The following is a 22,831-nucleotide window of genomic DNA, read 5'->3' as shown; positions in this document are numbered from 1 at the left end:
GTGCCCGTACCGTATACGGGTTGGCTGTGGAATACGCAGCGCCGGTAGGCTCTGATCTGCTGCATTCCGCAAGGCCGCAGTCATCTGCCGGACGACACAGAAGGACGATCGTGCTGATTGCCGGGTTCCCCGCCGGGGCCTGGGGCACCAACTGTTACGTGGTCGCCCCCGCCGCAGGCGAGGAGTGCGTCATCATCGACCCGGGCCACCAGGCCGCCCAGGGAGTCGAGGAGACGCTGAAGAAGCATCGGCTCAAGCCCGTCGCGGTGGTCCTCACCCATGGCCACATCGACCACGTCGCCTCCGTCGTCCCGGTCTGCGGCGCCCATGACGTACCCGCGTGGATCCACCCCGCGGACCGGTACATGATGAGCGACCCGGAGCGTGCCCTCGGCCGCTCCATCGGGATGCCCCTCATGGGCGAGCTGACCGTGGGCGAGCCGGACGACGTGCACGAGCTCACCGACGGCGCCGAGCTGAAGCTCGCCGGCATGGGGTTCTCCGTCGCGCACGCGCCCGGTCATACCAAGGGGTCGGTGACCTTCCGGACGCCGGAGACGACGGAGATCCCCTCCGTGTTCTTCTCCGGCGACCTGCTGTTCGCCGGCTCCATCGGCCGCACCGACCTGCCCGGCGGTGACATGGACGAGATGCTCGCGTCGCTGACCCGCGTGGTCCTGCCGCTCGACAACTCGACCGTCGTCCTGTCCGGCCACGGTCCCCAGACGACCATCGGCCAGGAGCGCGCCACCAATCCGTATCTGCGGCAGGTGACCTCCGGCCTCGGGAGCACGGACGCTCCCCGACGAGGAATGTGACGAGAACCTCCGTGAGCACCTTTCAGGCCCCCAAGGGCACGTACGACCTGATCCCCCCGCGCTCCGCCGTCTTCCTGGCGGTCCGGGACGCCATCTCCACCCAGGCGAGGAACGCCGGCTACGGCTACGTCGAGACCCCCGGCTTCGAGGACGTGAACCTCTTCGCCCGCGGCGTCGGCGAGTCCACCGACATCGTCACCAAGGAGATGTACACCCTCACCACGAAGGGCGGCGACCAGCTCGCCCTGCGCCCCGAGGGCACCGCCTCCGTGCTGCGCGCGGCCCTCCAGGCCAACCTGCACAAGCAGGGCAACCTGCCGGTCAAGCTCTGGTACTCCGGCTCCTACTACCGCTACGAGCGCGCCCAGGCCGGCCGCTACCGCCACTTCTCGCAGGTCGGCGCCGAGGCGATCGGCGCCGAGGACCCGGCGCTCGACGCCGAGCTGATCATCCTGGCCGACCAGGCGTACCGCTCCCTCGGCCTGCGCCAGTACCGCATCCTGCTGAACTCGCTCGGCGACAAGGAGTGCCGCCCCGTCTACCGCGAGGCCCTGCAGACCTTCCTGCGCGGCCTCGACCTCGACGAGGAGACGCTGCGCCGCGCCGAGATCAACCCGCTGCGGGTCCTCGACGACAAGCGGGCCGACGTGCAGAAGCAGCTCGTCGACGCGCCGCTTCTCCGCGACTACCTGTGCGACGCCTGCAAGGCGTACCACGAGCAGGTCCGCGAGCTGATCACCGCCGCGGGCGTGGTCTTCGAGGACGACCCCAAGCTGGTCCGCGGCCTCGACTACTACACCCGGACCACCTTCGAGTTCGTCCACGACGGCCTCGGCTCCCAGTCCGCCGTCGGCGGCGGCGGCCGGTACGACGGCCTCTCCGAGATGATCGGCGGCCCCTCGCTGCCGTCCGTCGGCTGGGCGCTCGGTGTCGACCGCACGGTCCTCGCCCTGGAGGCGGAGGGCGTGGAGCTGGACCTGCCCGCCACCACCAGCGTCTTCGCGGTGGCCCTCGGCGAGGAGGCGCGGCGCGTCCTCTTCGGCAAGGTCACCGAGCTGCGCCGGGCCGGGATCGCCGCGGACTTCTCCTTCGGCGGCAAGGGCCTGAAGGGCTCGATGAAGGACGCCAACCGCTCCGGCGCCCGCCTCACGCTCGTCGCGGGCGAGCGCGACCTCGCCGAGGGCGTCGTCCAGCTCAAGGACATGGAGTCCGGAGAGCAGCGCGCGGTCGCCCTGGACGAGGTCCTGGACGCCGTCCGCGACCAGCTCGCCTGACACCCGTACCGAGGGGAGGGCCCGGTCCGCCTCGCGCGGCCGGGCCCTTCCTTATGCCCCGCGAACGGCCGATGCCGTACGCCTTGTTGCAGAATGGCGGGGGCCGCCGGGCCCGCGAGCGAGGGAAAAGGACAGATGAGAGACGCCGCTACGGAGACGACGGAGACGCCGGGGACCATCGGCGCGAGCAAGGGCCTCGCCTGGCTGCTGGTGATCACCGGAGCGGCCGGACTCCTCGCCGCCTGGGTCATCACCCTCGACAAGTTCAAGCTCCTGGAGGACCCGAACTTCGTCCCCGGGTGCAGCCTCAACCCCATCGTGTCCTGCGGGAACATCATGAAGAGCGAGCAGGCCTCGGTCTTCGGCTTCCCCAACCCGATGCTCGGCCTGGTCACCTACGGCATGATCGTCGCCATCGGCGCCGGCCTCCTCGCGGGCGCCCGCTACCGCCGCTGGTACTGGCTCGGCCTCAACGCCGGCACCCTCTTCGGCGTCGGCTTCTGCACCTGGCTGATGCAGCAGTCCCTGTACGAGATCAACTCGCTCTGCCTCTGGTGCTGCCTCGCCTGGGTCGCCACCATCGTCATGTTCTGGTACGTGACCTCGCACAACGTCCGCAAGGGCGTCATCCCCGCCCCGGCCGGACTGCGGACCTTCTTCGCCGAGTTCACCTGGGTCCTGCCCGTCCTGCACATCGGGATCATCGGCATGCTGGTCCTGACCCGCTGGTGGGACTTCTGGACGAGCTGACCGGCGGCCCCCGGCTTGTCGGTGGCGTGACCTAGGCTTCATGGACGTGGAGCCCGACCTCTTTACCGCAGCCGCAGAAGAACGCCAGGAGAAGGACCCGGCCAGCAGTCCGCTGGCGGTCCGGATGCGCCCCCGCACGCTCGACGAGGTGGTGGGCCAGCGGCACCTGCTCAAGCCCGGCTCGCCGCTGCGACGGCTCGTCGGGGGGAGCGGCGGCCCCGCCGGCGCCTCCTCGGTGATCCTCTGGGGCCCGCCCGGCATCGGCAAGACCACCCTCGCGTACGTGGTCTCCAAGGCCACCGACAAGCGCTTCGTGGAGCTCTCCGCGATCACCGCCGGCGTCAAGGAGGTCCGGGCCGTCATCGACGGCGCCCGCCGCGCCTCCGGCGGCTACGGCAAGGAGACCGTCCTCTTCCTCGACGAGATCCACCGCTTCTCCAAGGCGCAGCAGGACTCCCTGCTCCCCGCCGTCGAGAACCGCTGGGTCACCCTCATCGCCGCCACCACCGAGAACCCGTACTTCTCGGTGATCTCCCCGCTCCTCTCCCGCTCCCTGCTCCTCACCCTGGAACCGCTCACCGACGAGGACCTCAGCGGCCTCATGGACCGGGCCGTCACCGAGGAGCGCGGCCTCGGCGGCGCCGTCGAGCTCCGGGACGACGCCCGCGCCCATCTGCTGCGGATCGCCGGCGGCGACGCCCGGCGCGCCCTCACCGCCCTGGAGGCCTCCGCGGGCGGCGCCCTCGCCAAGGGCGAGCGGGAGGTCACCCTCCAGACGGTCGAGGAGGCCGTCGACCGGGCCGCCGTGACGTACGACCGGGACGGCGACCAGCACTACGACGTGGCCAGCGCCCTCATCAAGTCCATCCGCGGCTCCGACGTGGACGCGGCGCTGCACTACCTCGCCCGCATGATCGAGGCGGGGGAGGACCCCCGCTTCATCGCCCGCCGCCTGATGATCTCCGCCAGCGAGGACATCGGCCTCGCCGACCCGCAGGCCCTGCCGCTCGCCGTCGCCGCGGCCCAGGCCGTCGCCATGATCGGCTTCCCCGAGGCCGCCCTCACCCTCAGCCACGCCACCATCGCCCTGGCCCTGGCCCCCAAGTCCAACGCGGCGACCACCGCGATCTTCGCCGCCCGCGAGGACGTCAGGAACGGCCACGCGGGCCCCGTCCCGGCCCACCTCCGCGACGGCCACTACAAGGGCGCCGCCAAGCTCGGCCACGCCCAGGGGTACGTGTACCCGCACGACGTGCCCGGCGCGATCGCCGCCCAGCAGTACGCCCCCGACGCCCTCCACGGCAAGCGCTACTACGAGCCCACCCGTTACGGCGCCGAGGCCCGCTACGCGGACGTGGTGGAGAAGGTCCGCGGACGCCTGAAGGGCGACGGCTGACCGCTGTCCGGGCCGACCGGGCCCCCGGGCGGCGGCGCTCCGCGGAGCCGGTACACTGGTCGGGATCGCTGCGTCCCGTGTCCGGCCCAGGCCGGCGCCACCAGAGCGGGACAGTCAGCAGGAGACCCGGCCCCCGGGCAGGGTTTCCAGGAGCGTCGCGCACCTCGAAGGTGTCGCGTGCCACCCACCACCCCCCGGGTTCCCGGGAACGGCGGTGGGTCGTTCGCGTGCTGCACGTACGTGCCCAGAACGGGAAGCGGCTGCCCGACAGGTCCCTCGTGGACCCGGAGGGTTTTCCCGGCTGCGGATGGCGACCTCCCTAACCACTGGTGAAGCCGTATTCGTTCAGATAGAGAGGTTGGTTCATGGCGAACCAGGCCCGCCCCAAGGTCAAGAAGTCGCGTGCCCTCGGCATCGCGCTGACGCCGAAGGCCGTCAAGTACTTCGAGGCCCGTCCCTACCCGCCGGGCGAGCACGGCCGCGGCCGCAAGCAGAACTCGGACTACAAGGTCCGTCTGCTCGAGAAGCAGCGTCTGCGTGCCCAGTACGACATCAGCGAGCGCCAGATGGCGCGCGCCTACGACCGCGCCAAGAAGGCCGAGGGCAAGACGGGCGAGGCGCTGGTCGTCGAGCTCGAGCGCCGCCTCGACGCCCTGGTCCTGCGTTCGGGCATCGCCCGCACCATCTACCAGGCCCGTCAGATGGTCGTCCACGGCCACATCCAGGTCAACGGTGGCAAGGTCGACAAGCCGTCCTTCCGCGTCCGTCCCGACGACGTCGTGATGGTCCGCGAGAAGTCCCGCGCGAAGACCCTGTTCCAGGTCGCCCGCGAGGGTGGCTTCGCCCCCGACGGCGAGACCCCGCGCTACCTCCAGGTCAACCTGAAGGCCCTGGCCTTCCGCCTGGACCGCGAGCCGAACCGCAAGGAGATCCCGGTCATCTGCGACGAGCAGCTGGTCGTCGAGTACTACGCCCGCTGATCTCGGCAGGCGCTGGGGGAACTCACCCCCGTGGTGCTCAGCCCGCCGCTTCCCCGCCCTTTCCGGTGGGGGAGCCGGCGGGCTTCCGCGTTCCCGGCACCACCGGCGGACGCGCGGAGCGGAACGGCCGCCGCGCCTCCTCCCTGGGCCGCCCGCCCCCGACCGCCGCGGGCCGGTCCGCGAGCGCCCGCTCCACCGTCTCGTCCAGCGAGAGCCCCTGACCGAACCGCAGCGCCTCCTCGTACCGCTCCGCCCCCAGCTCCTCCACCGCCCGCCCCGCGCACAGCGCCCGCGGCCCGTCGAAGGAGCCGGACCCGAAGAGCTGGATCCCCACCGCGTCCCACACCGGCAGCGCCGCCCCCTGGAGCACCGCGGCCTCCACCGCGTCGCCCTCGCTCACCGTGACCAGCGCCAGCAGCTCCACCGCGAGCACCACCCCCACCAGGTCGCGGAAGAGGTGGTTGATCGTCACGCACTCCACGAGCAGCTCCCGCGCCTGCGCGAGCGCGCCCCGCGTCCAGGCCGAGTACGCGAGCACATAGAGCGCGTACGCCCGCGTCCACCGTTCCCCGCGCTCCTCGCAGACCTCCCGCACTTCCCGGCAGATCGCCGTCGCGCCCTCCAGATCGCCCCGGAAGGCCCGTGCCATCGCCAGCTCCACCTGGCCCATCAGCACATTGCTGTTCAGCTCGCCCAGCTCGCCGTAGGCGTCGAGTGCCCGGCCGAGCAGCTCCTCGGCGCGCGGGAAGTCGTCCGTGAGCAGCGCCAGACAGCCCATCCGGTGCGTCGCGTACGCCTCCGCCAGCCGGTTCCGCGAGGCGCGCGCCCGCTCCCGGCAGGAGTGCAGCGCCCCCACCGCCGCCGTCGCGTCGCCCTGCAGGACCGCCACGTAGCCGAGCACCCACAGCGCCTTGAGCCGCGCCTCCTCGTGCCCCGACTCCAGGGCGAGCGCCCGGTCCAGCCAGTGCCGTCCCTCCGCGAGCCGCCCGCACCCCACCCACGCGAACCAGAGCGTGCCCGCCAGGTGCTGGGCCAGGTGCGCGTCCTCCGGCAGCTCCAGGCAGAGGTCGAGCGCCGCCCGCAGGTTCGGCAGCGCCGCCGCCGTCCGCGCCGCCACCTCCGCCTGCCGGGGGCTGAACCACTCCAGCTCGCACCAGGTCGCCAGGCCCATGTACCAGTCCCGGTGCCGCCTGCGCATCCGCTCGGTGTCCCCGAGCTGCGCCAGCCACTCCGCCCCGTACGCCGCCACCGTGTCCAGCATCCGGTAGCCCGGGCCCGCCGCCGTGTCCTCCCGGGTCACCAGCGACTGCGCGAGCAGACCGCCGAGCAGGTCGAGGACCGCCTCCGGCGGCAGGTCCGGGCCCCCGCACACGTACTCGACGGCCTCCAGGTCGAAGGGGCCGGCGAAGACCGAGAGGCGCGCCCACAGCAGCCGCTCCTCCGGCGTGCACAGCTCGTGGCTCCAGCCGATCGCGGTGCGCAGCGTCTGGTGGCGGGGGAGGACCCCGCGTCCGCCGCCGCCGAGCAGCCGGAAGCGGTCGTCGAGCCGGGCGAGCAGCTGTTCCACCGAGAGCAGCGGCAGCCGGCCCGCGGCCAGTTCGAGGGCGAGCGGGATCCCGTCGAGCCGCCGGCACAGCTCCCGTACCGACGCGTCGGCGTCGAGGGCGGGCGCGCCGGCCCCGGCCGCCCGCTCGGTGAGCAGGGCGAGGGCGTCCGGCTCGGCCATCGGTGCCAGCGTCAGCACCGCCTCGCCCGGCAGCCGCAGCGGGCGGCGGCCGGTGGCGAGCACGGTCAGCCCCGGTGCCGCCGTGAGCAGCTCGTGGACGAGCGGGGCGCAGTCCTCCACCAGGTGTTCGAAGCCGTCGAGGACGAGGAGCAGCCGGCGTTCGGCGAGGTGCTCCCGCAGCACCTCGCGGGGCGCGCGGGGCGTGTGGTCGGTCAGGCCGAGCGCCTCGATCAGGGCGTGCTCGACGAGCCCGGGGTCGCGCAGCGGCGCCAGTTCCGCGAGCCGCACCCCCTCGCCGTAGCGTTTCTGCACCTCGGCGGCGGTCTTCAGGGCGAGTCGGGTCTTGCCGACCCCGCCCACACCGAGCACGGTGACGAGACGGGACTCGGCCAGGAGCGCGGCCAGTTCGGCCCGCTCCCCGGTCCGGCCCACGAACCGGTTGAGCTCCGCCGGGAGGTTGCTGCGTCGCATGGGACACGGAGCGTACTCACCCGCGCGCGCTCCGTACAATCCGATCGCGCGGCTCCCGTGCCGGGGCGGCAACGCGGGCGCTAATGCGGTACGGCGTCCCAGCCCCGGCGCGATAGGCTCGGGGAACGACTTTTCGCAGGACCCCAACGACCGATGACGACAGCAGAGAGCGGTGCGGAGTGACCGGTGGAGAGGTTGCCGGGATCCTGGTGGCCGTGTTCTGGGCGATCCTCGTCTCCTTCCTCGCCGTGGTGCTGGGGAGGCTGGCGCAGACGCTCAGGGCGACCACCCGGCTCGTGGCGGAGGTGACCGAACAGGCCGTGCCGCTGCTCGCCGACGCGTCGGCGACCGTCCGCTCGGCACAGACCCAGCTGGACCGGGTCGACGCCATCGCCTCGGACGTCCAGGAGGTCACCGCCAACGCCTCCGCGCTCTCGACGACCGTCGCCTCCACCTTCGGGGGCCCGCTCGTCAAGGTCGCCGCCTTCGGCTACGGGGTCCGCAAGGCGCTCGGCCGCGACCGGGACCGCGAGGAGGCGGCGCCCGCCGGCGGGCGCCGCACTGTGATCGTCGGCCGTACCGTGCCGGTCGCACGGCGCCGGAAGCAGAAGGGCCGATAGCCGCGATGTTCCGCCGTACGTTCTGGTTCACGGCCGGCGCAGCCGCCGGCGTCTGGGCCACCACCAAGGTCAACCGCAAGATCCAGCAGCTGACCCCCGAGAGCCTCGCGGCGCAGGCCGCGAACAAGGCGGTCGAGGCGGGCCACCGGCTCAAGGACTTCGCCCTCGACGTGAGGGCGGGCATGGTCCAGCGCGAGGCGGAGCTCGGCGAGGCACTCGGCCTCGACGCGGCGCCTCCCGCGGACCGGGAGCTTCCGCAGCCCCGCCGCCGGGCCGCCCTCGGCCCCACCCCGCACAAGACCACGACCACGTTTTCGTCGCGCACGATCTCGTACAACCGGAATGAGGACCACTGATGGAGTCGGCTGAAATCCGCCGCCGCTGGCTGAGCTTCTTCGAGGAGCGCGGGCACACCGTCGTCCCTTCGGCGTCGCTCATCGCGGACGACCCGACTCTGCTGCTCGTCCCCGCCGGCATGGTGCCCTTCAAGCCCTACTTCCTGGGTGAGGTCAAGCCGCCCTTCTCGCGCGCCGCGAGCGTGCAGAAGTGCGTCCGCACCCCGGACATCGAAGAGGTCGGCAAGACCACCCGCCACGGCACGTTCTTCCAGATGTGCGGCAACTTCTCCTTCGGCGACTACTTCAAGGAAGGCGCCATCAAGCTCGCCTGGGAGCTGCTGACCTCCTCGGTCGAGCACGGCGGCTACGGGCTCGACCCGGAGAAGCTCTGGATCACCGTCTACGAGCAGGACGACGAGGCCGAGCGCATCTGGCGCGACGTCGTGGGCGTCCCCGCCGAGCGCATCCAGCGCCTGGGCATGGGCCCGAACTTCTGGTCCATGGGCGTCCCCGGCCCCTGCGGCCCCTGTTCCGAGATCAACTACGACCGCGGCCCCGAGTTCGGCGTCGAGGGCGGCCCGGCCGTCAACGACGAGCGGTACGTGGAGATCTGGAACCTCGTCTTCATGCAGTACGAGCGCGGCGAGGGCTCCGGCAAGGACGACTTCCCGATCCTCGGCGACCTGCCGGCCCAGAACATCGACACGGGCCTCGGCCTGGAGCGCCTGGCGATGATCCTCCAGGGCGTCCAGAACATGTACGAGACGGACACCCTCAAGGTCGTCATCGACAAGGCCACCGAGCTCACCGGCGTCTCCTACGGCAAGGCCAAGGACAGCGACGTCTCGCTGCGCGTGGTCGCCGACCACATGCGCACCTCGGTCATGCTCATCGGCGACGGCGTCACCCCGGGCAACGAGGGCCGCGGCTACGTGCTGCGCCGCATCATGCGCCGCGCCGTCCGCAACATGCGCCTGCTCGGCGCCACCGGCCCGGTCGTCGGCGAGCTCGTCGACACGGTCATCACGACGATGGGCGAGCAGTACCCGGAGCTGGAGACCGACCGCAAGCGCATCGAGACGGTCGCCCTCGCCGAGGAGGCCGCGTTCCTGAAGGCCCTCAAGGGCGGCACGAACATCCTCGACAGCGCCGTCACCGAGACCAAGGCCGCCGGCGGCACGGTCCTCGCCGGCGAGAAGGCCTTCCTGCTCCACGACACCTGGGGCTTCCCGATCGACCTCACCCTGGAGATGGCCGCCGAGCAGGGCCTCTCCGTGGACGAGACCGGCTTCCGCCGCCTGATGCAGGAGCAGCGGGACCGGGCCAAGGCCGACGCCAAGGCCAAGAAGACCGGCCACGCCGACGTCTCCGCCTACCGTGAGATCGCCGACACCTCCGGCGCCACCCAGTTCACCGGTTACACCAACACCGAGGGCGAGTCCACGGTCGTCGGCCTGCTGGTGAACGGCGTCCCGTCGCCGGCCGCCTCCGAGGGCGACGAGGTCGAGGTCGTCCTCGACCGCACCCCCTTCTACGCCGAGGGCGGCGGCCAGATCGCCGACCAGGGCCGTATCCGGCTCCACTCCGGTGCCGTGATCGAGGTCCGCGACGTGCAGCAGCCCGTCCCGGGCGTCTCGGTGCACAAGGGCTCGGTCCAGGTCGGCGAGGTGACCGTCGGCTCCACCGCCTACGCCACCATCGACGTGCGCCGCCGCCGGGCCATCGCCCGCGCCCACTCGGCCACCCACCTCACCCACCAGGCGCTGCGCGACGCCCTCGGCCCGACGGCCGCCCAGGCCGGTTCCGAGAACCAGCCCGGCCGCTTCCGCTTCGACTTCGGTTCGCCGAACGCCGTCCCGGGCACGGTCCTCATGGACGTCGAGCAGAAGATCAACGAGGTCCTCTCGCGCGAGCTGGAGGTCCACGCCGAGGTCATGCCGATCGACGAGGCCAAGCGGCAGGGCGCCATCGCCGAGTTCGGCGAGAAGTACGGCGAGCAGGTCCGAGTCGTCACCATCGGCGACTTCTCCAAGGAGCTGTGCGGCGGCACGCACGTCAAGAACACCTCGGCCCTGGGCCTGGTGAAGCTGCTCGGCGAGTCCTCCATCGGCTCCGGCGTGCGCCGCATCGAGGCCCTGGTCGGCGTCGACGCGTACAACTTCCTCGCCAAGGAGCACACGGTCGTCGCCCAGCTCCAGGAGCTGGTCAAGGGCCGCCCGGAGGAGCTGCCGGAGAAGATCTCCTCCATGCTCGGCAAGCTGAAGGACGCCGAGAAGGAGATCGAGAAGTTCCGCGCGGAGAAGGTCCTCCAGGCCGCCGCCGGCCTGGTCGACTCCGCCAAGGACATCCGCGGCCTCGCCCTGGTCACCGGCCAGGTCCCGGACGGCACCGGCGCCGACGACCTGCGCAAGCTCGTCCTCGACGTGCGCGGCCGCATCCCGTCCGACCGCCCGGCCGTCGTGGCCCTCTTCACCACGGCCAACGGCAAGCCGCTGACGGTCATCGCCACCAACGAGGCCGCCCGCGAGCGCGGTCTCAAGGCCGGCGAGCTGGTCCGCACGGCCGCCAAGACCCTCGGCGGCGGTGGCGGCGGCAAGCCGGACGTCGCCCAGGGCGGCGGCCAGAACCCGGAGGCCGTCGGCGAGGCCATCGCCGCCGTCGAGCGTCTCGTGGTGGAGACGGCGTGACGATGCGCCGCGGCCGCCGTATCGCGGTCGACGTCGGGGACGCCCGGATCGGGGTCGCCTCGTGCGACCCCGACGGGGTCCTCGCGACGCCGGTGGAGACCGTGCCGGGACGCGACGTCCCGGCCGCCCACCGGCGGCTCCGCCAGATCGTCGAGGAGTACGAGCCGATCGAGGTCGTCGTGGGCCTGCCCCGCTCGCTCAGCGGGCGGGAGGGCCCCGCGGCCACCAAGGTCCGGGCCTTCGCGAAGGAGATGGCGAAGGGCGTCGCCCCGGTGCCGGTCCGCCTGGTCGACGAGCGGATGACCACGGTGACGGCCACGCAGGGGCTGCGCGCCTCCGGCGTGAAGTCCAAGAAGGGGCGGTCCGTCATCGACCAGGCCGCCGCTGTGATCATCCTTCAGAACGCTCTTGAGTCCGAACGGGTATCAGGTAATCCGCCCGGCGAGGGCGTCGAAGTGGTCATCTGATCGCGATACGGTAACGTTCCGCGCGATGCGGCGGTGTTCGAACAGCTGCCGCACTACGTAGAGGCGGATCGTCCGGAAGCCTCGCGGCTGTTTGGGGATCGATGACTGAGTATGGCCGGGGCCCTGGCTCCGAACCGTGGCACCCCACGGACCCGTTGTACGGGGACCAGGGGTGGGAAGGTCAGCAGCAGTACCACCAGCAGCCGCACCAGGCGACGCCGTACGCGCAGGGTGGTCAGGCCTACCAGGACCCGTACGCCCAGCAGGGCTACGGGACCGACCCGTACGCGCAGCAGCAGGCCGCGTACCAGCAGCAGTACCCGCAGCAGGGGTACGTCGACCCGCAGCAGGCGCAGCCGCAGGCCTACGGCCAGACCGGCTGGGACCAGGTTCCGCAGGGGCACGAGGCGTACCAGGGGCAGGGCTACGACACGCCCGGGCATCCCGCACAGGCGTACGACGGCAACTGGGAGACCGGCCAGGCCGCCATGGCCTACAACGCGCCGCCGGCCGATCCGTACGGCGGTCAGCAGCCCGATCTGTACGGCACGCCCGAGGCGTACCCGCCGCCGCAGCCGCCCGGCCGCCGGCAGCGGCCGCCGCAGCCCGAGCCCGCCCACCCGGAGCCCGAGCCCGAGCCGGAGGAGTCGCACCCCTTCTTCGGTGGTGACGACGAGGACGGTCACGAGGACGACGAACCGGCCTCGCGCCGGGGCCGGGGCGGCGACGACCGCGACCGCGAGCGCCGCGGCAAGGAGCGGAAACGCAAGGGCAAGAACGGCATGGCCTGCCTCGTCGTCGCCGCCGTCCTCGTGGGCGGCGTCGGCGGCATCGGCTACTTCGGCTACCAGTTCTGGCAGGGCCAGTTCGGCGAGGCCCCCGACTTCGCGGGCGGCGGCAGCGGCGAGGTCCAGGTCGAGATCCCGAAGGGCGCCTTCGGCAACGAGATCGGCAACATCCTCAAAGAGGCCGGTGTCGTGAAGAGCGTCGACGCCTTCGTCGCCGCCCAGAAGAAGAACGAGAAGGGCAACTCGATCCAGGCCGGCGCCTACACCCTGAAGAAGGAGATGTCGGCGGAGAGCGCGGTCGCGCTGATGCTGGACCCGGCGAGCCAGGCCAACCTCATCATCCCCGAGGGCAAGCGCAACGCCTGGGTGTACGAGCAGATCGACACCCGCCTCGGCCTCGACCCCGGCAGCACGAAGGAGATCGCGGTCTCGAAGGCCGACTCCCTGGGCCTGCCGGACTGGGCGAAGAACCACAAGAACGTCAAGGACCCCCTGGAGGGCTTCCTCTTCCCGGCGAGCTACCCGGTCGCGAAGGGCTCCAAGCCCGAGGACGCCCTCAAGAAGATGGTCAGCCGCGCCAACCAGGAGTACACGAAGCTGGACCTGGAGGGGAAGGCGAAGGCGCACGGCCTGGAGAACGCCTGGGAGCTCGTGACGGTCGCGAGCCTGGTGCAGGCCGAGGGCAAGACGCACGACGACTTCCGCAAGATGGCGGAGGTCATCTACAACCGCCTCCAGCCGGACAACACGGAGACGAACCGGAAGCTCCAGTTCGACTCGGCCCTGAACTACCTGAAGGGCCAGTCCGAGATCAAGATCTCGGAGAACGAGGCGAACACCAATCAGGACCCGTACAACACGTACACCCAGGTCGGTCTGCCGCCCGGTCCGATCAGCAACCCCGGTGTCGAGGCCCTGGCCGCCATGCTCGACCCGACGAAGGACGGCTGGATGTACTTCGTGGCGACCGACGGCATGAACAAGACCGAGTTCGCGAAGACGTACGCCGAGTTCGAGAAGCTCAAGGACAAGTTCAATGCCAACACGAACTAGCGCCGCCGGCCGCCGCGCCGCCGTCCTCGGTTCGCCGATCGCCCACTCGCTCTCCCCGGTCCTGCACCGGGCCGCGTACGCGGAGCTCGGTCTCGACGACTGGTCCTACGAGCGCTTCGAGGTCGACGAGGCGGCGCTGCCGGGCTTCGTCGCCGAGCTCGACGGCTCGTGGGCGGGGCTCTCGCTGACCATGCCGCTCAAGCGGGCGATCATCCCGCTGCTCGACGAGGTCAGCGGGACGGCCGCCTCCGTGGAGGCCGTGAACACGGTGGTCTTCCGCGAGGACGGCCGCCGGGTCGGCGACAACACCGACATCCCCGGCATGATCGCCGCCCTGCGCGAGCGCGGCGTCGAGAAGGTGGAGTCCGCGGCGATCCTCGGCGCGGGCGCCACCGCCTCCTCCGCGCTCGCCGCCCTGGCCCGCGTCTGCGCGGGCCCGGTCACCGCCTACGTACGCGGCGAGGCGCGGGCCGCGGAGATGCGCGGCTGGGGCGAGCGCCTCGGCGTCGACGTCCGTACCGCCGCCTGGGACGACGCGGCGGAGGCCCTCGCGGCGCCGCTGGTCGTCGCCACCACCCCGGCGGGAGCCACGGACGGGCTGGCGACGGCCGTGCCCGACCGCCCCGGCACCCTCTTCGACGTCCTGTACGACCCCTGGCCCACCCGGCTCGCCGCCGCCTGGTCCGAACGCGCCGGTAAGATCATCGGCGGCCTGGACCTCCTGGTCCACCAGGCGGTGCTCCAGGTCGAACAGATGACGGGCGCCCCGAAGGCCCCGCTGGCCGCCATGCGCGCCGCCGGCGAGGCCGCGCTCGCCGCGCGCTGACCCCGCGCGGCCGCCCCGGGGTGCCATGACACCCAGGGGGAAACGGGGATGGACGGGGACATCACGCTCGCGTCGAAGGCGGATCTGGCCTTCGACGCGTTGCGCTTTCTGTACGTGGGCTTCCTCAGCTCACTGCCCGCGTGGGCGCGGTACACCGTGCTCGCGCTCTTCATGCTGACCGTGGTCTACGGCTTCGTCAGCTGGCTGCGGAAACGGTCCGCCGACGAGCCCGCGGCCGCCGCCGACGTCCACGAGGACGAGGCACGCGTCCGATAGCTGGACCGAGGGCCGAGGTCAGGGCCCGGACGTGGGAGGATCGGGGGTGGCGGGTCAGGGCCGCGCGCCCGGTCCTGCCGTCGCAGTGCCCAGGCGCGAGCATGAGGAGCATCGTTGAGCAGGTTGCGTTGGCTGACCGCTGGGGAATCCCACGGACCCGCGCTGGTCGCGACGCTGGAGGGTCTTCCCGCCGGCGTCCCGGTCACCACTGAGCTGGTGGCGGACCACCTCGCGCGGCGGCGCCTCGGCTATGGGCGCGGCGCCCGGATGAAGTTCGAGCAGGACGAGGTCACCTTCCTCGGCGGCGTCCGGCACGGGCTCTCGCTGGGTTCGCCGATCGCCGTGATGGTCGGCAACACCGAGTGGCCCAAGTGGGAGAAGGTCATGTCGGCCGACCCGGTCGACCCCTCGGAGCTGAAGGAGACCGGCCGCAACGCGCCGCTCACCCGGCCCCGCCCCGGCCACGCCGACCTCGCCGGCATGCAGAAGTACGGCTTCGACGAGGCCCGGCCGATCCTGGAGCGCGCCAGCGCCCGGGAGACCGCCGCCCGCGTCGCCCTCGGCGCCGTCGCCCGGTCCTTCCTCAAGGAGGCCGCCGGCATCGAGATCGTCAGCCACGTGGTCGAACTGGCCGCGGCCAAGGCCCCGTACGGCGTCTACCCCGTCCCCGGCGACGTCGAGCGACTCGACGCCGACCCGGTCCGCTGCCTCGACGCCGACGCGTCGAAGGCGATGGTCGCCGAGATCGACCAGGCCCACAAGGACGGCGACACCCTCGGCGGCGTCGTCGAGGTCCTGGCCTACGGCGTGCCCGTCGGCCTCGGCTCGCACGTCCACTGGGACCGCCGCCTCGACGCCCGGCTCGCCGCCGCGCTCATGGGCATCCAGGCCATCAAGGGCGTCGAGGTCGGCGACGGCTTCGACCTCGCCCGGGTGCCCGGCTCCCAGGCCCACGACGAGATCGTGAGGACCGAGGACGGCATCAGGCGCACCTCCGGCCGCTCCGGCGGCACCGAGGGCGGCCTCACCACCGGCGAACTGCTGCGCGTCCGCGCCGCCATGAAGCCGATCGCGACCGTCCCGCGCGCCCTCGCCACCGTCGACGTCGCCACCGGCGAGGCCGCCGCGGCCCACCACCAGCGCTCCGACGTCTGCGCCGTCCCGGCCGCCGGCATCGTCGCCGAGGCCATGGTCGCCCTCGTCCTCGCCGACGCCGTCGTCGAGAAGTTCGGCGGCGACTCGGTCCCCGAGACCCGGCGCAACGTCCGGTCGTACCTCGACAACCTCCGCATCCGGTGACCGGCGGCCCGCTGGTCGTCCTCGTCGGCCCGATGGGCTCCGGCAAGTCCACGGTGGGCGCGCTCCTGGCCGAACGGCTCGGCGCGCCCTACCGGGACACCGACGCCGACATCGTCGCCGCCGAGGGCCGTGAGATCTCCGACATCTTCGTCGAGGACGGCGAGGAGCGCTTCCGCGCCCTGGAGAAGGCCGCCGTCGCGCGGGCCGTCGCCGAGCACCGGGGCGTCCTCGCCCTGGGCGGCGGCGCGATCCTCGACGCCGACACCCGCGCCCTGCTGGCCGGGCAGCCCGTCGCGTACCTCTCGATGGACGTCGAGGAGGCCGTACGACGGGTCGGACTCGGCGCGGCCCGCCCGCTGCTCGCCGTGAACCCGCGCCGGCAGTGGCGCGAGCTGATGGACGCCCGGCGCCACCTGTACGAAGAAGTCGCCCGCGCCGTGGTCGCCACCGACGCGCGCACCCCCGAAGAGGTCGCCGAGGCGGTCCTCGACGCACTGGAGCTGAAGGACGCATGACCACGGACCAGGAAGTCACCCGCATCCACGTCGGCGGCACGGCGGGCACGGAGCCGTACGAGGTGCTGGTCGGCCGGCAGCTGCTCGGCGAACTGCCCACCGTCATCGGCGACCAGGCCAAGCGGGTCGCGGTCATCCACCCCGAGGCGCTCGCCGAGACCGGTGAGGCGCTCCGCGAGGACCTCGCCGAGCAGGGGTACGAGGCCGTCGCCATCCAGGTGCCGAACGCCGAGGAGGCGAAGACCGCCGAGGTCGCCGCCTACTGCTGGAAGGCGCTCGGCCAGACCGGCTTCACGCGCACCGACGTCATCGTCGGCGTCGGCGGCGGCGCCACCACCGACCTGGCCGGCTTCGTCGCCGCGACCTGGCTGCGCGGCGTCCGCTGGGTCGCCGTGCCGACCACCGTCCTCGGCATGGTCGACGCGGCCGTCGGCGGCAAGACCGGCATCAACACCGCCGAGGGCAAGAACCTCGTCGGCGCCTTCCACCCGCCCGCCGGGGTCCTCTGCGACCTGGCCGCCCTCGACTCGCTGCCCGTCCACGACTTCGTCAGCGGGCTCGCCGAGATCATCAAGACCGGCTTCATCGCCGACCCGGTGATCCTCGACCTCGTCGAGGAGGACCCGCAGGCCGCCCGTACGCCCGCCGGACCGCACACCGCCGAGCTGATCGTCCGCTCGATCCGGGTGAAGGCCGACGTGGTCTCCGGCGACCTCAAGGAGTCCGGCCGCCGCGAGATCCTCAACTACGGGCACACCCTCGCGCACGCCATCGAGAAGAACGAGCGGTACAAGTGGCGCCACGGCGCCGCCGTCTCCGTCGGCATGGTCTTCGCCGCCGAGCTGGGCCGCCTCGCCGGCCGCCTCGACGACGCCACCGCCGACCGGCACCGCGCCGTCCTGGAGTCCGTCGGCCTGCCGCTCACCTACCGCGGCGACCAGTGGCCCAAGCTCCTGGAGGCGATGAAGGTGGACAAGAAGTCCCGCGGCGACCTGCTGCGCTTCATCGTCCTCGACGGGCTCGCCAAGCCGTCCGTCCTGGAGGGCCCGGACCCGGCCGTCCTCATCGCCGCCTACGGGGAGATCTCCGCATGAGCGGAACGCGGCGCGTCCTGGTGCTGAACGGGCCGAACCTCGGCCGGCTGGGCTCGCGCGAGCCCGACATCTACGGCGCCACCTCCTACACGGGGCTCGTGGAGTCCTGCCGGGAGCTCGGTGCCGAGCTCGGCTTCGACGTCGAGGTCCGCGAGACCAACGACGAGGGCGAGATGATCCGCTGGCTGCACGAGGCGGCCGACGGGCGCGTCCCGGTCGTGCTCAACCCGGGCGCCTTCACGCACTACTCGTACGGGATGCGGGACGCGGCCGCGCAGCGGACCGCCCCGCTGATCGAGGTGCACATCTCCAACCCGTACACCCGCGAGGAGTTCCGGCACACCTCGGTGGTCGCCGCCGTCGCGACCGGCACCGTCGCCGGCTTCGGCATCGGCTCCTACCGGCTCGCCCTGCGCGCCCTCGCCGAGGAGCTCGACGCCCAGCTCTGAGCGGGTACGCGGACACGCGGGTACCCGGACACGCGGGTACGCAGGACCCGGGGGCGGTCGCCGTGCGGCGGCCGCCCTTCGCGCGCCGGTCCGGTCCTCGGGCGGCCGCTCCTCGCGGCCGGGCCGTTCCGCCGGGCATGTCCGCCGGGCACTTTCGGCGGGGTCCCGCCCGTTCCCCGAGCGGGGGGACGGGGCGGTAACGTTTTGGCATCCCCGGGGGGACCGGAGCGGGGCCGACGGCGGCACCGTACCGGCCGCCCGTACCGACCTACCAGGCCGACGAGACGGAGTGGCACCGGATGCAGCACGCAGTGGGGGCACCGCTGCCACCGCCCGAGGGGCCGGGCCGCGCGCCCGGCCAGGGCCCGGCGGGCGGCCACGGCCCCGTACCCCCGCCTCCGCCCCCGCAGGCCGCGCCCTACCCCGGACCGCCGTCCGGCGCGCCCGGCGGCCGGCTCGGGGTGCACCCGGCCGTGCGGCCGGGACAGGCCCCGGCGGCCGGCGGGACGGGCTGGGGCGTCCCCGGAGCCGTACCGCCGCCTCCCGGCGGAGCCGTGCCGCCGCACTCCGCGGGGTCCCCGCACGCCACCGGGGCCGTCCCCCTCGCGCCGCCCGTGCCGGTCGTCGAGCACCGGCCCGGCACCGGGGGCGCCACGCTCGCCGTGCTGCTCATCGGGCCCGCCGGCGCCGGCAAGACGACCGTCGCCCGGCACTGGGCGACCCGCCGGCCCGTCCCCACCGCCCACATCAGCCTCGACGACGTCCGGGAATGGGTCTGCTCGGGCTTCGCGGACCCGCAGTCGGGGTGGAACGAGCACTCCGAGGCGCAGTACCGGCTCGCCCGCCGCACCTGCGGCTTCGCCGCCCGCAACTTCCTCGCCAACGGCATCTCCTGCATCGTCGACGACGCCGTCTTCCCCGACCGGCCCGCCGTCGGGCTCGGCGGCTGGAAGCGGCACGTCGGCCCCGGCCTGCTGCCGGTGGTCCTCCTGCCCGGCCTGGAGGTCGTCCTGGAGCGCAACGCCCAGCGCGCCGGCAACCGGCGGCTCTCCGACGAGGAGGTCGCCGCGATCCACGGCCGGATGGCCGGCTGGTACGGCTCCGGGCTGCCGATCATCGACAACTCCGCGCTCGACGTGGACTCCACCGCCCGGCTCATCGACGAGGCGCTGGCCCGCGCGATAGCCGCGCCGCCCGCCGGCTGACGGCGGACGTTCCCCGGTCGGCGGCCGCCGACAGGCCGGGCCGGGGCCCGGCTCGTAGGCTCGGAGGCATGTCACAGGTGTATGCGGACCGCCGGGTCAGGCTGCGCGACCGGGTCGCGGCAGCGGGCAGCGCGGCGGCCCTGGTGTCCCGTCCCGCCAACGTCCGCTATCTGGCGGGTGGCGCCCCGCCCGGCGCCGTCCTCCTCGTCGGCCCCGATCCCGGCGCGGACCTGCTGATCCGGCCGCTCGCCGCCGAGGGCGAGCCCCTCGACGGACGGCTCGACGAAGCGCTCCGGAAGCAGCAGCTGCCGCTCGGCGGCGGCGACCCGGCCGTCGCCGCCGCCGAACTCGCCCGCCGCTGCGGCGCCGACGGGCTCGCCGTCGAGGAGCACGACCTGACGGTGGCCCGGCACCGCAGCCTCGCCGCCGCCGCTCCCGGCCTGCGCCTCGCCGACCTCGCCTGCGCCGTCGAACAGCTCAGGGTGGTCAAGGACGAGGACGAGATCGGCTGTCTGCGGATCGCCGCCGAGATCGCCGACCAGGCCCTCGGCGAGCTCCTGGAGTCCATCCTCGTCGGCCGCACCGAACGCCACCTCGCCCTCGAACTGGAGCGGCGGCTCGTCGACCACGGCGCCGACGGGGCCGCCTTCCCGACCTCCGTCGCCACCGGGCCGCACTCCGGCCGGCGCGGTCACCGGCCCACCGACCGCCGGGTCGAGGAGGGAGACTTCCTCTCCGTCTGCCTCGGCGCCGACTACCACGGCTACCGCTGCGAGATCGGCCGGACCTTCGTCATCGGCACCGCGCCCGCCGACTGGCAGATCGAGCTGTACGAGCTCGTCTTCGCCGCCCAGAGGGCCGGCCGGGAGTCCCTCGTGCCCGGCGCCGGGTACCGTGACGTGGACCGCGCGGCCCGCCAGATCCTCGACGCCGCGGGCCATGCGGAGACCGCCGTTCCGCTCACCGGACACGGCGTGGGGCTCGAAATCCACGAGGACCCGCAGTTGTCCCCCTCGGCCATGGGTAAACTGGACGCTTGTGTGCCGGTCACCGTCGAACCGGGGGTCCACCTCCCGGGCCGGGGCGGGGTCCGGATCGATGACACGCTCGTCGTGCGCCAGGAGGCGGACGGCGGACCCGAGCTACTCACCATCACGACCAAGGAGCTGCTCGCGCTGTGAGGCGCGTACGCCTCCTCGGTCCCACGTCAGTCCAGGAGATTCCGCAACCGTGGCTTCCACGAACGACCTCAAGAACGGCATGGTGCTCAAGCTCGAAGGCGGCCAGCTCTGGTCCGTCGTCGAGTTCCAGCACGTCAAGCCCGGCAAGGGCCCGGCCTTCGTGCGCACCAAGCTCAAGAACGTGCTGTCCGGCAAGGTCGTCGACAAGACCTTCAACGCCGGCGTGAAGGTGGAGACCGCGAACGTCGACAAGCGCGACATGCAGTTCTCCTACATGGACGGCGACTACTTCGTCTTCATGGACCTGGACACCTACGACCAGCTCCACATCGACCGCAAGGTCGTCGGCGACGCCGCCAACTTCCTCATCGAGGGCTTCACCGCGCTCGTCGCGCAGAACGAGGGCTCCGTGCTCTACGTCGAGCTGCCGGCCGCCGTCGAGCTCGTCATCGCCGAGACCGAGCCGGGCGTCCAGGGCGACCGCTCCACCGGCGGCACCAAGCCCGCCAAGCTGGAGACCGGCCACGAGATCCAGGTCCCGCTCTTCATCACCACCGGTGAGAAGGTCAAGGTCGACACCCGCAACAGCGACTACCTCGGCCGGGTGAACAGCTAACCGTGGCCGCCCGGAGCAAGGCCCGCAGGCGGGCCTTCCAGATCCTGTTCGAGGCCGACCAGCGCGGCACTTCGGTCCAGGAGGTCCTCGCGGACCAGATCCGGCTCCACCGTGCCGACGAGCGCCAGCCCGCGGTCGGTGACTTCACCATGCAGCTGGTCGAGGGATACGCCCAGTACGTGGCCCGGATCGACGAGCTCATCGCCACCTACGCGGTGGACTGGGACCTCGACCGGATGCCGGCCGCCGACCGGAACATCGTGCGCCTCGGCGCGTACGAGCTGATCTGGGAGGACGGCACGCCGGACGCGGTGGCCATCGACGAGGCCGTGCAGCTCGCCAAGGAGTTCTCCACGGACGACTCCCCGGCCTTCGTCAACGGTCTCCTCGGGCGCTTCAAGGACCTGAAGCCCCGACTCCGTCGCGACGTGGACGCCTAGTCCCGCACACGGCCCTGCGAAGGGGCCCGCCGCACCGTTCGGTGCCGCGGGCCCCTTCGCGTTGTCCGGACGAGGTGCCTTCACCCGTTCGGGTGGCCGCGGCCCCGGACGGGGACGCGAAAAGCGCCGGGCCCGTGGTCGTCGGATGACGTCCACGGGCCCGGCGGCACGTTTCTGCAGGTGTCGCGGAGGAGGTCAGTTCTCCTCGTGGGCGACCGCGCGGCGCGCGTCCGCGTCGAGCACGCCCCAGCTGATCAGCTGCTCGGTGAGGACCGAGGGGGACTGGTCGTAGATGACGGCCAGGGTGCGCAGGTCGTCCTGGCGGATCGACAGCACCTTGCCGTTGTAGTCGCCGCGCTGCGACTGGATCGTCGCGGCGTAGCGCTGGAGGGGGCCGGCCTTCTCCTGCGGGACGTGGGCCAGGCGCTCCAGGTCCAGGACCAGCTTCGGCGGGGGCTCGGCGGCGCCGCCAGGGGTCGTACCGGGCAGCAGCTCCTGCACCGGCACGCCGTAGAAGTCCGCCAGCTCGGCCAGACGCTGTACGGTCACGGCGCGGTCGCCGCGCTCGTACGAGCCGACCACCACGGCCTTCCAGCGGCCCTGGGACTTCTCCTCCACCCCGTGGAGGGACAGGCCCTGCTGGGTGCGGATGGCGCGGAGTTTGGCCCCGAGCTGCTTTGCGTATTCGCTGGACATAACGCTCCCGGACGCTGTGACGACATGCGGCTGCGCCGCGCGGCTGGTAACTCACTGTGAGGTTACGCAGCGTTACTCTTTCCCGTCAAGCCGAAAAGGGCTCGCCACCCCCTCCCGGGGGACGGCCCGCCGCAGGTCGGAGCGGCGGAGGGGGCCCCGGGAAAGCCTGTGCGAGCGTCCCTGCTAAAGTGGACGCCGTACTTTCCGACGTCCTTTAAGAACCGTCCCGTGAGGCGGAGAAGGAGGTCCTTTCTTCATGGACACGCACGAGCACACCGATGTGGCGCGGCCCGTTCTCGAGGCCCCCGACATCGCCCGGGTCCTGACCCGGATCGCCCACGAGATCGTCGAGCGCGCCAAGGGCGCCGACGACGTGGTCCTCCTCGGCATTCCCACCCGCGGCGTCTACCTCGCCCGCCGGCTCGCCGAGAAGCTCGAATCGATCACCGGTGCCACGATTCCGGTCGGTTCCCTCGACATCACCATGTACCGCGACGACCTCCGGTTGAAGCCGGCGCGCGCCATCGGCCGCACCGAGATCCCCGGGGACGGCGTCGACGGCCGCCTGGTCGTCCTCGTCGACGACGTGCTCTTCTCGGGCCGCACCATCCGCGCCGCCCTCGACGCCCTCGGCGACATCGGCCGCCCCCGCGCGGTCCAGCTCGCCGTCCTCGTCGACCGCGGCCACCGCGAGCTCCCGATCCGCGCCGACTACGTCGGCAAGAACCTCCCCACGTCGCTGCGGGAGACCGTCAAGGTCCAGCTCGCCGAGGAGGACGGTCGCGACACCGTCCTGCTCGGCGGCAAGTCCGCCTCCTAGCCGGACCGGCCACCCCGCGGAGCCCGGGCACCCCGCCCGCGCGCCC

23 protein-coding genes are annotated in these 22,831 nt (G+C 72.6%); 21 read left to right on the top strand and 2 right to left on the bottom strand.

What is annotated here, in order from left to right:
• The first annotated feature begins 110 nt into the window (after window positions 1-110).
• The 5 genes from AB0E19_RS12435 (at window position 111) to rpsD (ending at window position 5,218) form a co-directional block, all read left to right on the top strand.
• The gene (locus tag AB0E19_RS12435; RefSeq protein ID WP_362177461.1) at window positions 111-818 is read left to right on the top strand and encodes an MBL fold metallo-hydrolase; all 708 of its coding nucleotides are present in this window, start codon (window positions 111-113) and stop codon (window positions 816-818) included.
• 11 nt (window positions 819-829) lie between these two features.
• Window positions 830-2,092, top strand: coding sequence for a histidine--tRNA ligase (gene hisS, locus AB0E19_RS12430; RefSeq protein ID WP_362177458.1), 1,263 nt, complete (start codon window positions 830-832; stop codon window positions 2,090-2,092).
• A 135-nt stretch (window positions 2,093-2,227) separates the two neighbouring features.
• Window positions 2,228-2,842, top strand: a complete 615-nt coding sequence (locus tag AB0E19_RS12425; protein ID WP_362177455.1) for a vitamin K epoxide reductase family protein — start codon at window positions 2,228-2,230, stop codon at window positions 2,840-2,842.
• A gap of 46 nt (window positions 2,843-2,888) precedes the next feature.
• Window positions 2,889-4,238, top strand: coding sequence for a replication-associated recombination protein A (locus AB0E19_RS12420; RefSeq protein ID WP_362178056.1), 1,350 nt, complete (start codon window positions 2,889-2,891; stop codon window positions 4,236-4,238).
• A 365-nt stretch (window positions 4,239-4,603) separates the two neighbouring features.
• Window positions 4,604-5,218, top strand: coding sequence for a 30S ribosomal protein S4 (gene rpsD, locus AB0E19_RS12415; RefSeq protein WP_030745475.1), 615 nt, complete (start codon window positions 4,604-4,606; stop codon window positions 5,216-5,218).
• Between the two features lie 37 nt (window positions 5,219-5,255).
• Here rpsD and AB0E19_RS12410 read toward each other — a convergent pair whose 3' ends face one another.
• Complete coding sequence (locus AB0E19_RS12410) at window positions 5,256-7,415, bottom strand: regulator (RefSeq protein ID WP_362177451.1); 2,160 nt, start codon at window positions 7,413-7,415, stop codon at window positions 5,256-5,258.
• A gap of 179 nt (window positions 7,416-7,594) precedes the next feature.
• Between AB0E19_RS12410 and AB0E19_RS12405 the strand changes: the two genes are divergently transcribed.
• The 15 genes from AB0E19_RS12405 (at window position 7,595) to nusB (ending at window position 21,269) form a co-directional block, all read left to right on the top strand.
• Window positions 7,595-8,035, top strand: coding sequence for a DUF948 domain-containing protein (locus AB0E19_RS12405; RefSeq protein ID WP_362177448.1), 441 nt, complete (start codon window positions 7,595-7,597; stop codon window positions 8,033-8,035).
• A gap of 5 nt (window positions 8,036-8,040) precedes the next feature.
• Window positions 8,041-8,391: a DUF6167 family protein gene (locus AB0E19_RS12400; RefSeq protein ID WP_362177445.1), complete on the top strand. Its 351-nt coding sequence runs from the start codon at window positions 8,041-8,043 to the stop codon at window positions 8,389-8,391.
• Complete coding sequence (gene alaS / locus AB0E19_RS12395) at window positions 8,391-11,060, top strand: alanine--tRNA ligase (protein ID WP_362177442.1); 2,670 nt, start codon at window positions 8,391-8,393, stop codon at window positions 11,058-11,060. Before AB0E19_RS12400 ends, alaS begins: the two co-directional genes overlap by 1 nt.
• 2 nt (window positions 11,061-11,062) lie before the next feature.
• Entirely contained in the window at window positions 11,063-11,527 is a 465-nt protein-coding gene (gene ruvX / locus AB0E19_RS12390; protein WP_063766091.1) for a Holliday junction resolvase RuvX, read from the top strand.
• 101 nt (window positions 11,528-11,628) lie between these two features.
• A complete protein-coding gene (gene mltG, locus AB0E19_RS12385) occupies window positions 11,629-13,368 on the top strand; it encodes an endolytic transglycosylase MltG (protein ID WP_362177438.1) in 1,740 nt (579 codons plus the stop codon).
• Complete coding sequence (locus AB0E19_RS12380) at window positions 13,352-14,194, top strand: shikimate dehydrogenase (protein ID WP_362177435.1); 843 nt, start codon at window positions 13,352-13,354, stop codon at window positions 14,192-14,194. Before mltG ends, AB0E19_RS12380 begins: the two co-directional genes overlap by 17 nt.
• 48 nt (window positions 14,195-14,242) lie before the next feature.
• Entirely contained in the window at window positions 14,243-14,470 is a 228-nt protein-coding gene (locus tag AB0E19_RS12375) for a hypothetical protein (protein ID WP_362177432.1), read from the top strand.
• A 114-nt stretch (window positions 14,471-14,584) separates the two neighbouring features.
• Complete coding sequence (aroC, locus tag AB0E19_RS12370) at window positions 14,585-15,769, top strand: chorismate synthase (RefSeq protein WP_362177427.1); 1,185 nt, start codon at window positions 14,585-14,587, stop codon at window positions 15,767-15,769.
• Window positions 15,766-16,284, top strand: coding sequence for a shikimate kinase (locus AB0E19_RS12365; RefSeq protein ID WP_362177424.1), 519 nt, complete (start codon window positions 15,766-15,768; stop codon window positions 16,282-16,284). Before aroC ends, AB0E19_RS12365 begins: the two co-directional genes overlap by 4 nt.
• Window positions 16,281-17,378 carry a 3-dehydroquinate synthase gene (aroB, locus tag AB0E19_RS12360; RefSeq protein WP_362177421.1) on the top strand — a complete coding sequence of 366 codons (1,098 nt, stop codon included), beginning with the start codon at window positions 16,281-16,283 and terminating at the stop codon, window positions 17,376-17,378. The genes AB0E19_RS12365 and aroB overlap by 4 nt, the downstream gene beginning before the upstream one ends.
• The gene (aroQ, locus tag AB0E19_RS12355; protein WP_362177418.1) at window positions 17,375-17,827 is read left to right on the top strand and encodes a type II 3-dehydroquinate dehydratase; all 453 of its coding nucleotides are present in this window, start codon (window positions 17,375-17,377) and stop codon (window positions 17,825-17,827) included. Before aroB ends, aroQ begins: the two co-directional genes overlap by 4 nt.
• Window positions 17,828-18,126: 299 nt before the next feature.
• The gene (locus AB0E19_RS12350; RefSeq protein WP_362177415.1) at window positions 18,127-19,032 is read left to right on the top strand and encodes an AAA family ATPase; all 906 of its coding nucleotides are present in this window, start codon (window positions 18,127-18,129) and stop codon (window positions 19,030-19,032) included.
• Between the two features lie 68 nt (window positions 19,033-19,100).
• Window positions 19,101-20,213, top strand: coding sequence for a M24 family metallopeptidase (locus AB0E19_RS12345; protein WP_362177412.1), 1,113 nt, complete (start codon window positions 19,101-19,103; stop codon window positions 20,211-20,213).
• A gap of 49 nt (window positions 20,214-20,262) precedes the next feature.
• Window positions 20,263-20,829 carry an elongation factor P gene (gene efp / locus AB0E19_RS12340; protein ID WP_043228086.1) on the top strand — a complete coding sequence of 189 codons (567 nt, stop codon included), beginning with the start codon at window positions 20,263-20,265 and terminating at the stop codon, window positions 20,827-20,829.
• A gap of 2 nt (window positions 20,830-20,831) precedes the next feature.
• Window positions 20,832-21,269 (top strand): transcription antitermination factor NusB, encoded by a 438-nt coding sequence (nusB, locus tag AB0E19_RS12335; RefSeq protein WP_169092715.1) that lies wholly within the window; start codon window positions 20,832-20,834, stop codon window positions 21,267-21,269.
• 195 nt (window positions 21,270-21,464) lie between these two features.
• On the opposite strand, the gene bldD is transcribed toward nusB, so the two are convergent.
• Entirely contained in the window at window positions 21,465-21,965 is a 501-nt protein-coding gene (bldD, locus tag AB0E19_RS12330) for a transcriptional regulator BldD (RefSeq protein WP_015032294.1), read from the bottom strand.
• Window positions 21,966-22,221: 256 nt separating this feature from the next.
• Between bldD and pyrR the strand changes: the two genes are divergently transcribed.
• Window positions 22,222-22,785: a bifunctional pyr operon transcriptional regulator/uracil phosphoribosyltransferase PyrR gene (gene pyrR, locus AB0E19_RS12325; protein ID WP_362177406.1), complete on the top strand. Its 564-nt coding sequence runs from the start codon at window positions 22,222-22,224 to the stop codon at window positions 22,783-22,785.
• Window positions 22,786-22,831 lie beyond the last annotated feature (46 nt).

It is taken from the genome of Streptomyces sp. NPDC047974, from assembly GCF_040653375.1.
Taxonomy (GTDB): domain Bacteria; phylum Actinomycetota; class Actinomycetes; order Streptomycetales; family Streptomycetaceae; genus Streptomyces.
This window is presented reverse-complemented; position numbering and strand designations above follow the sequence as displayed.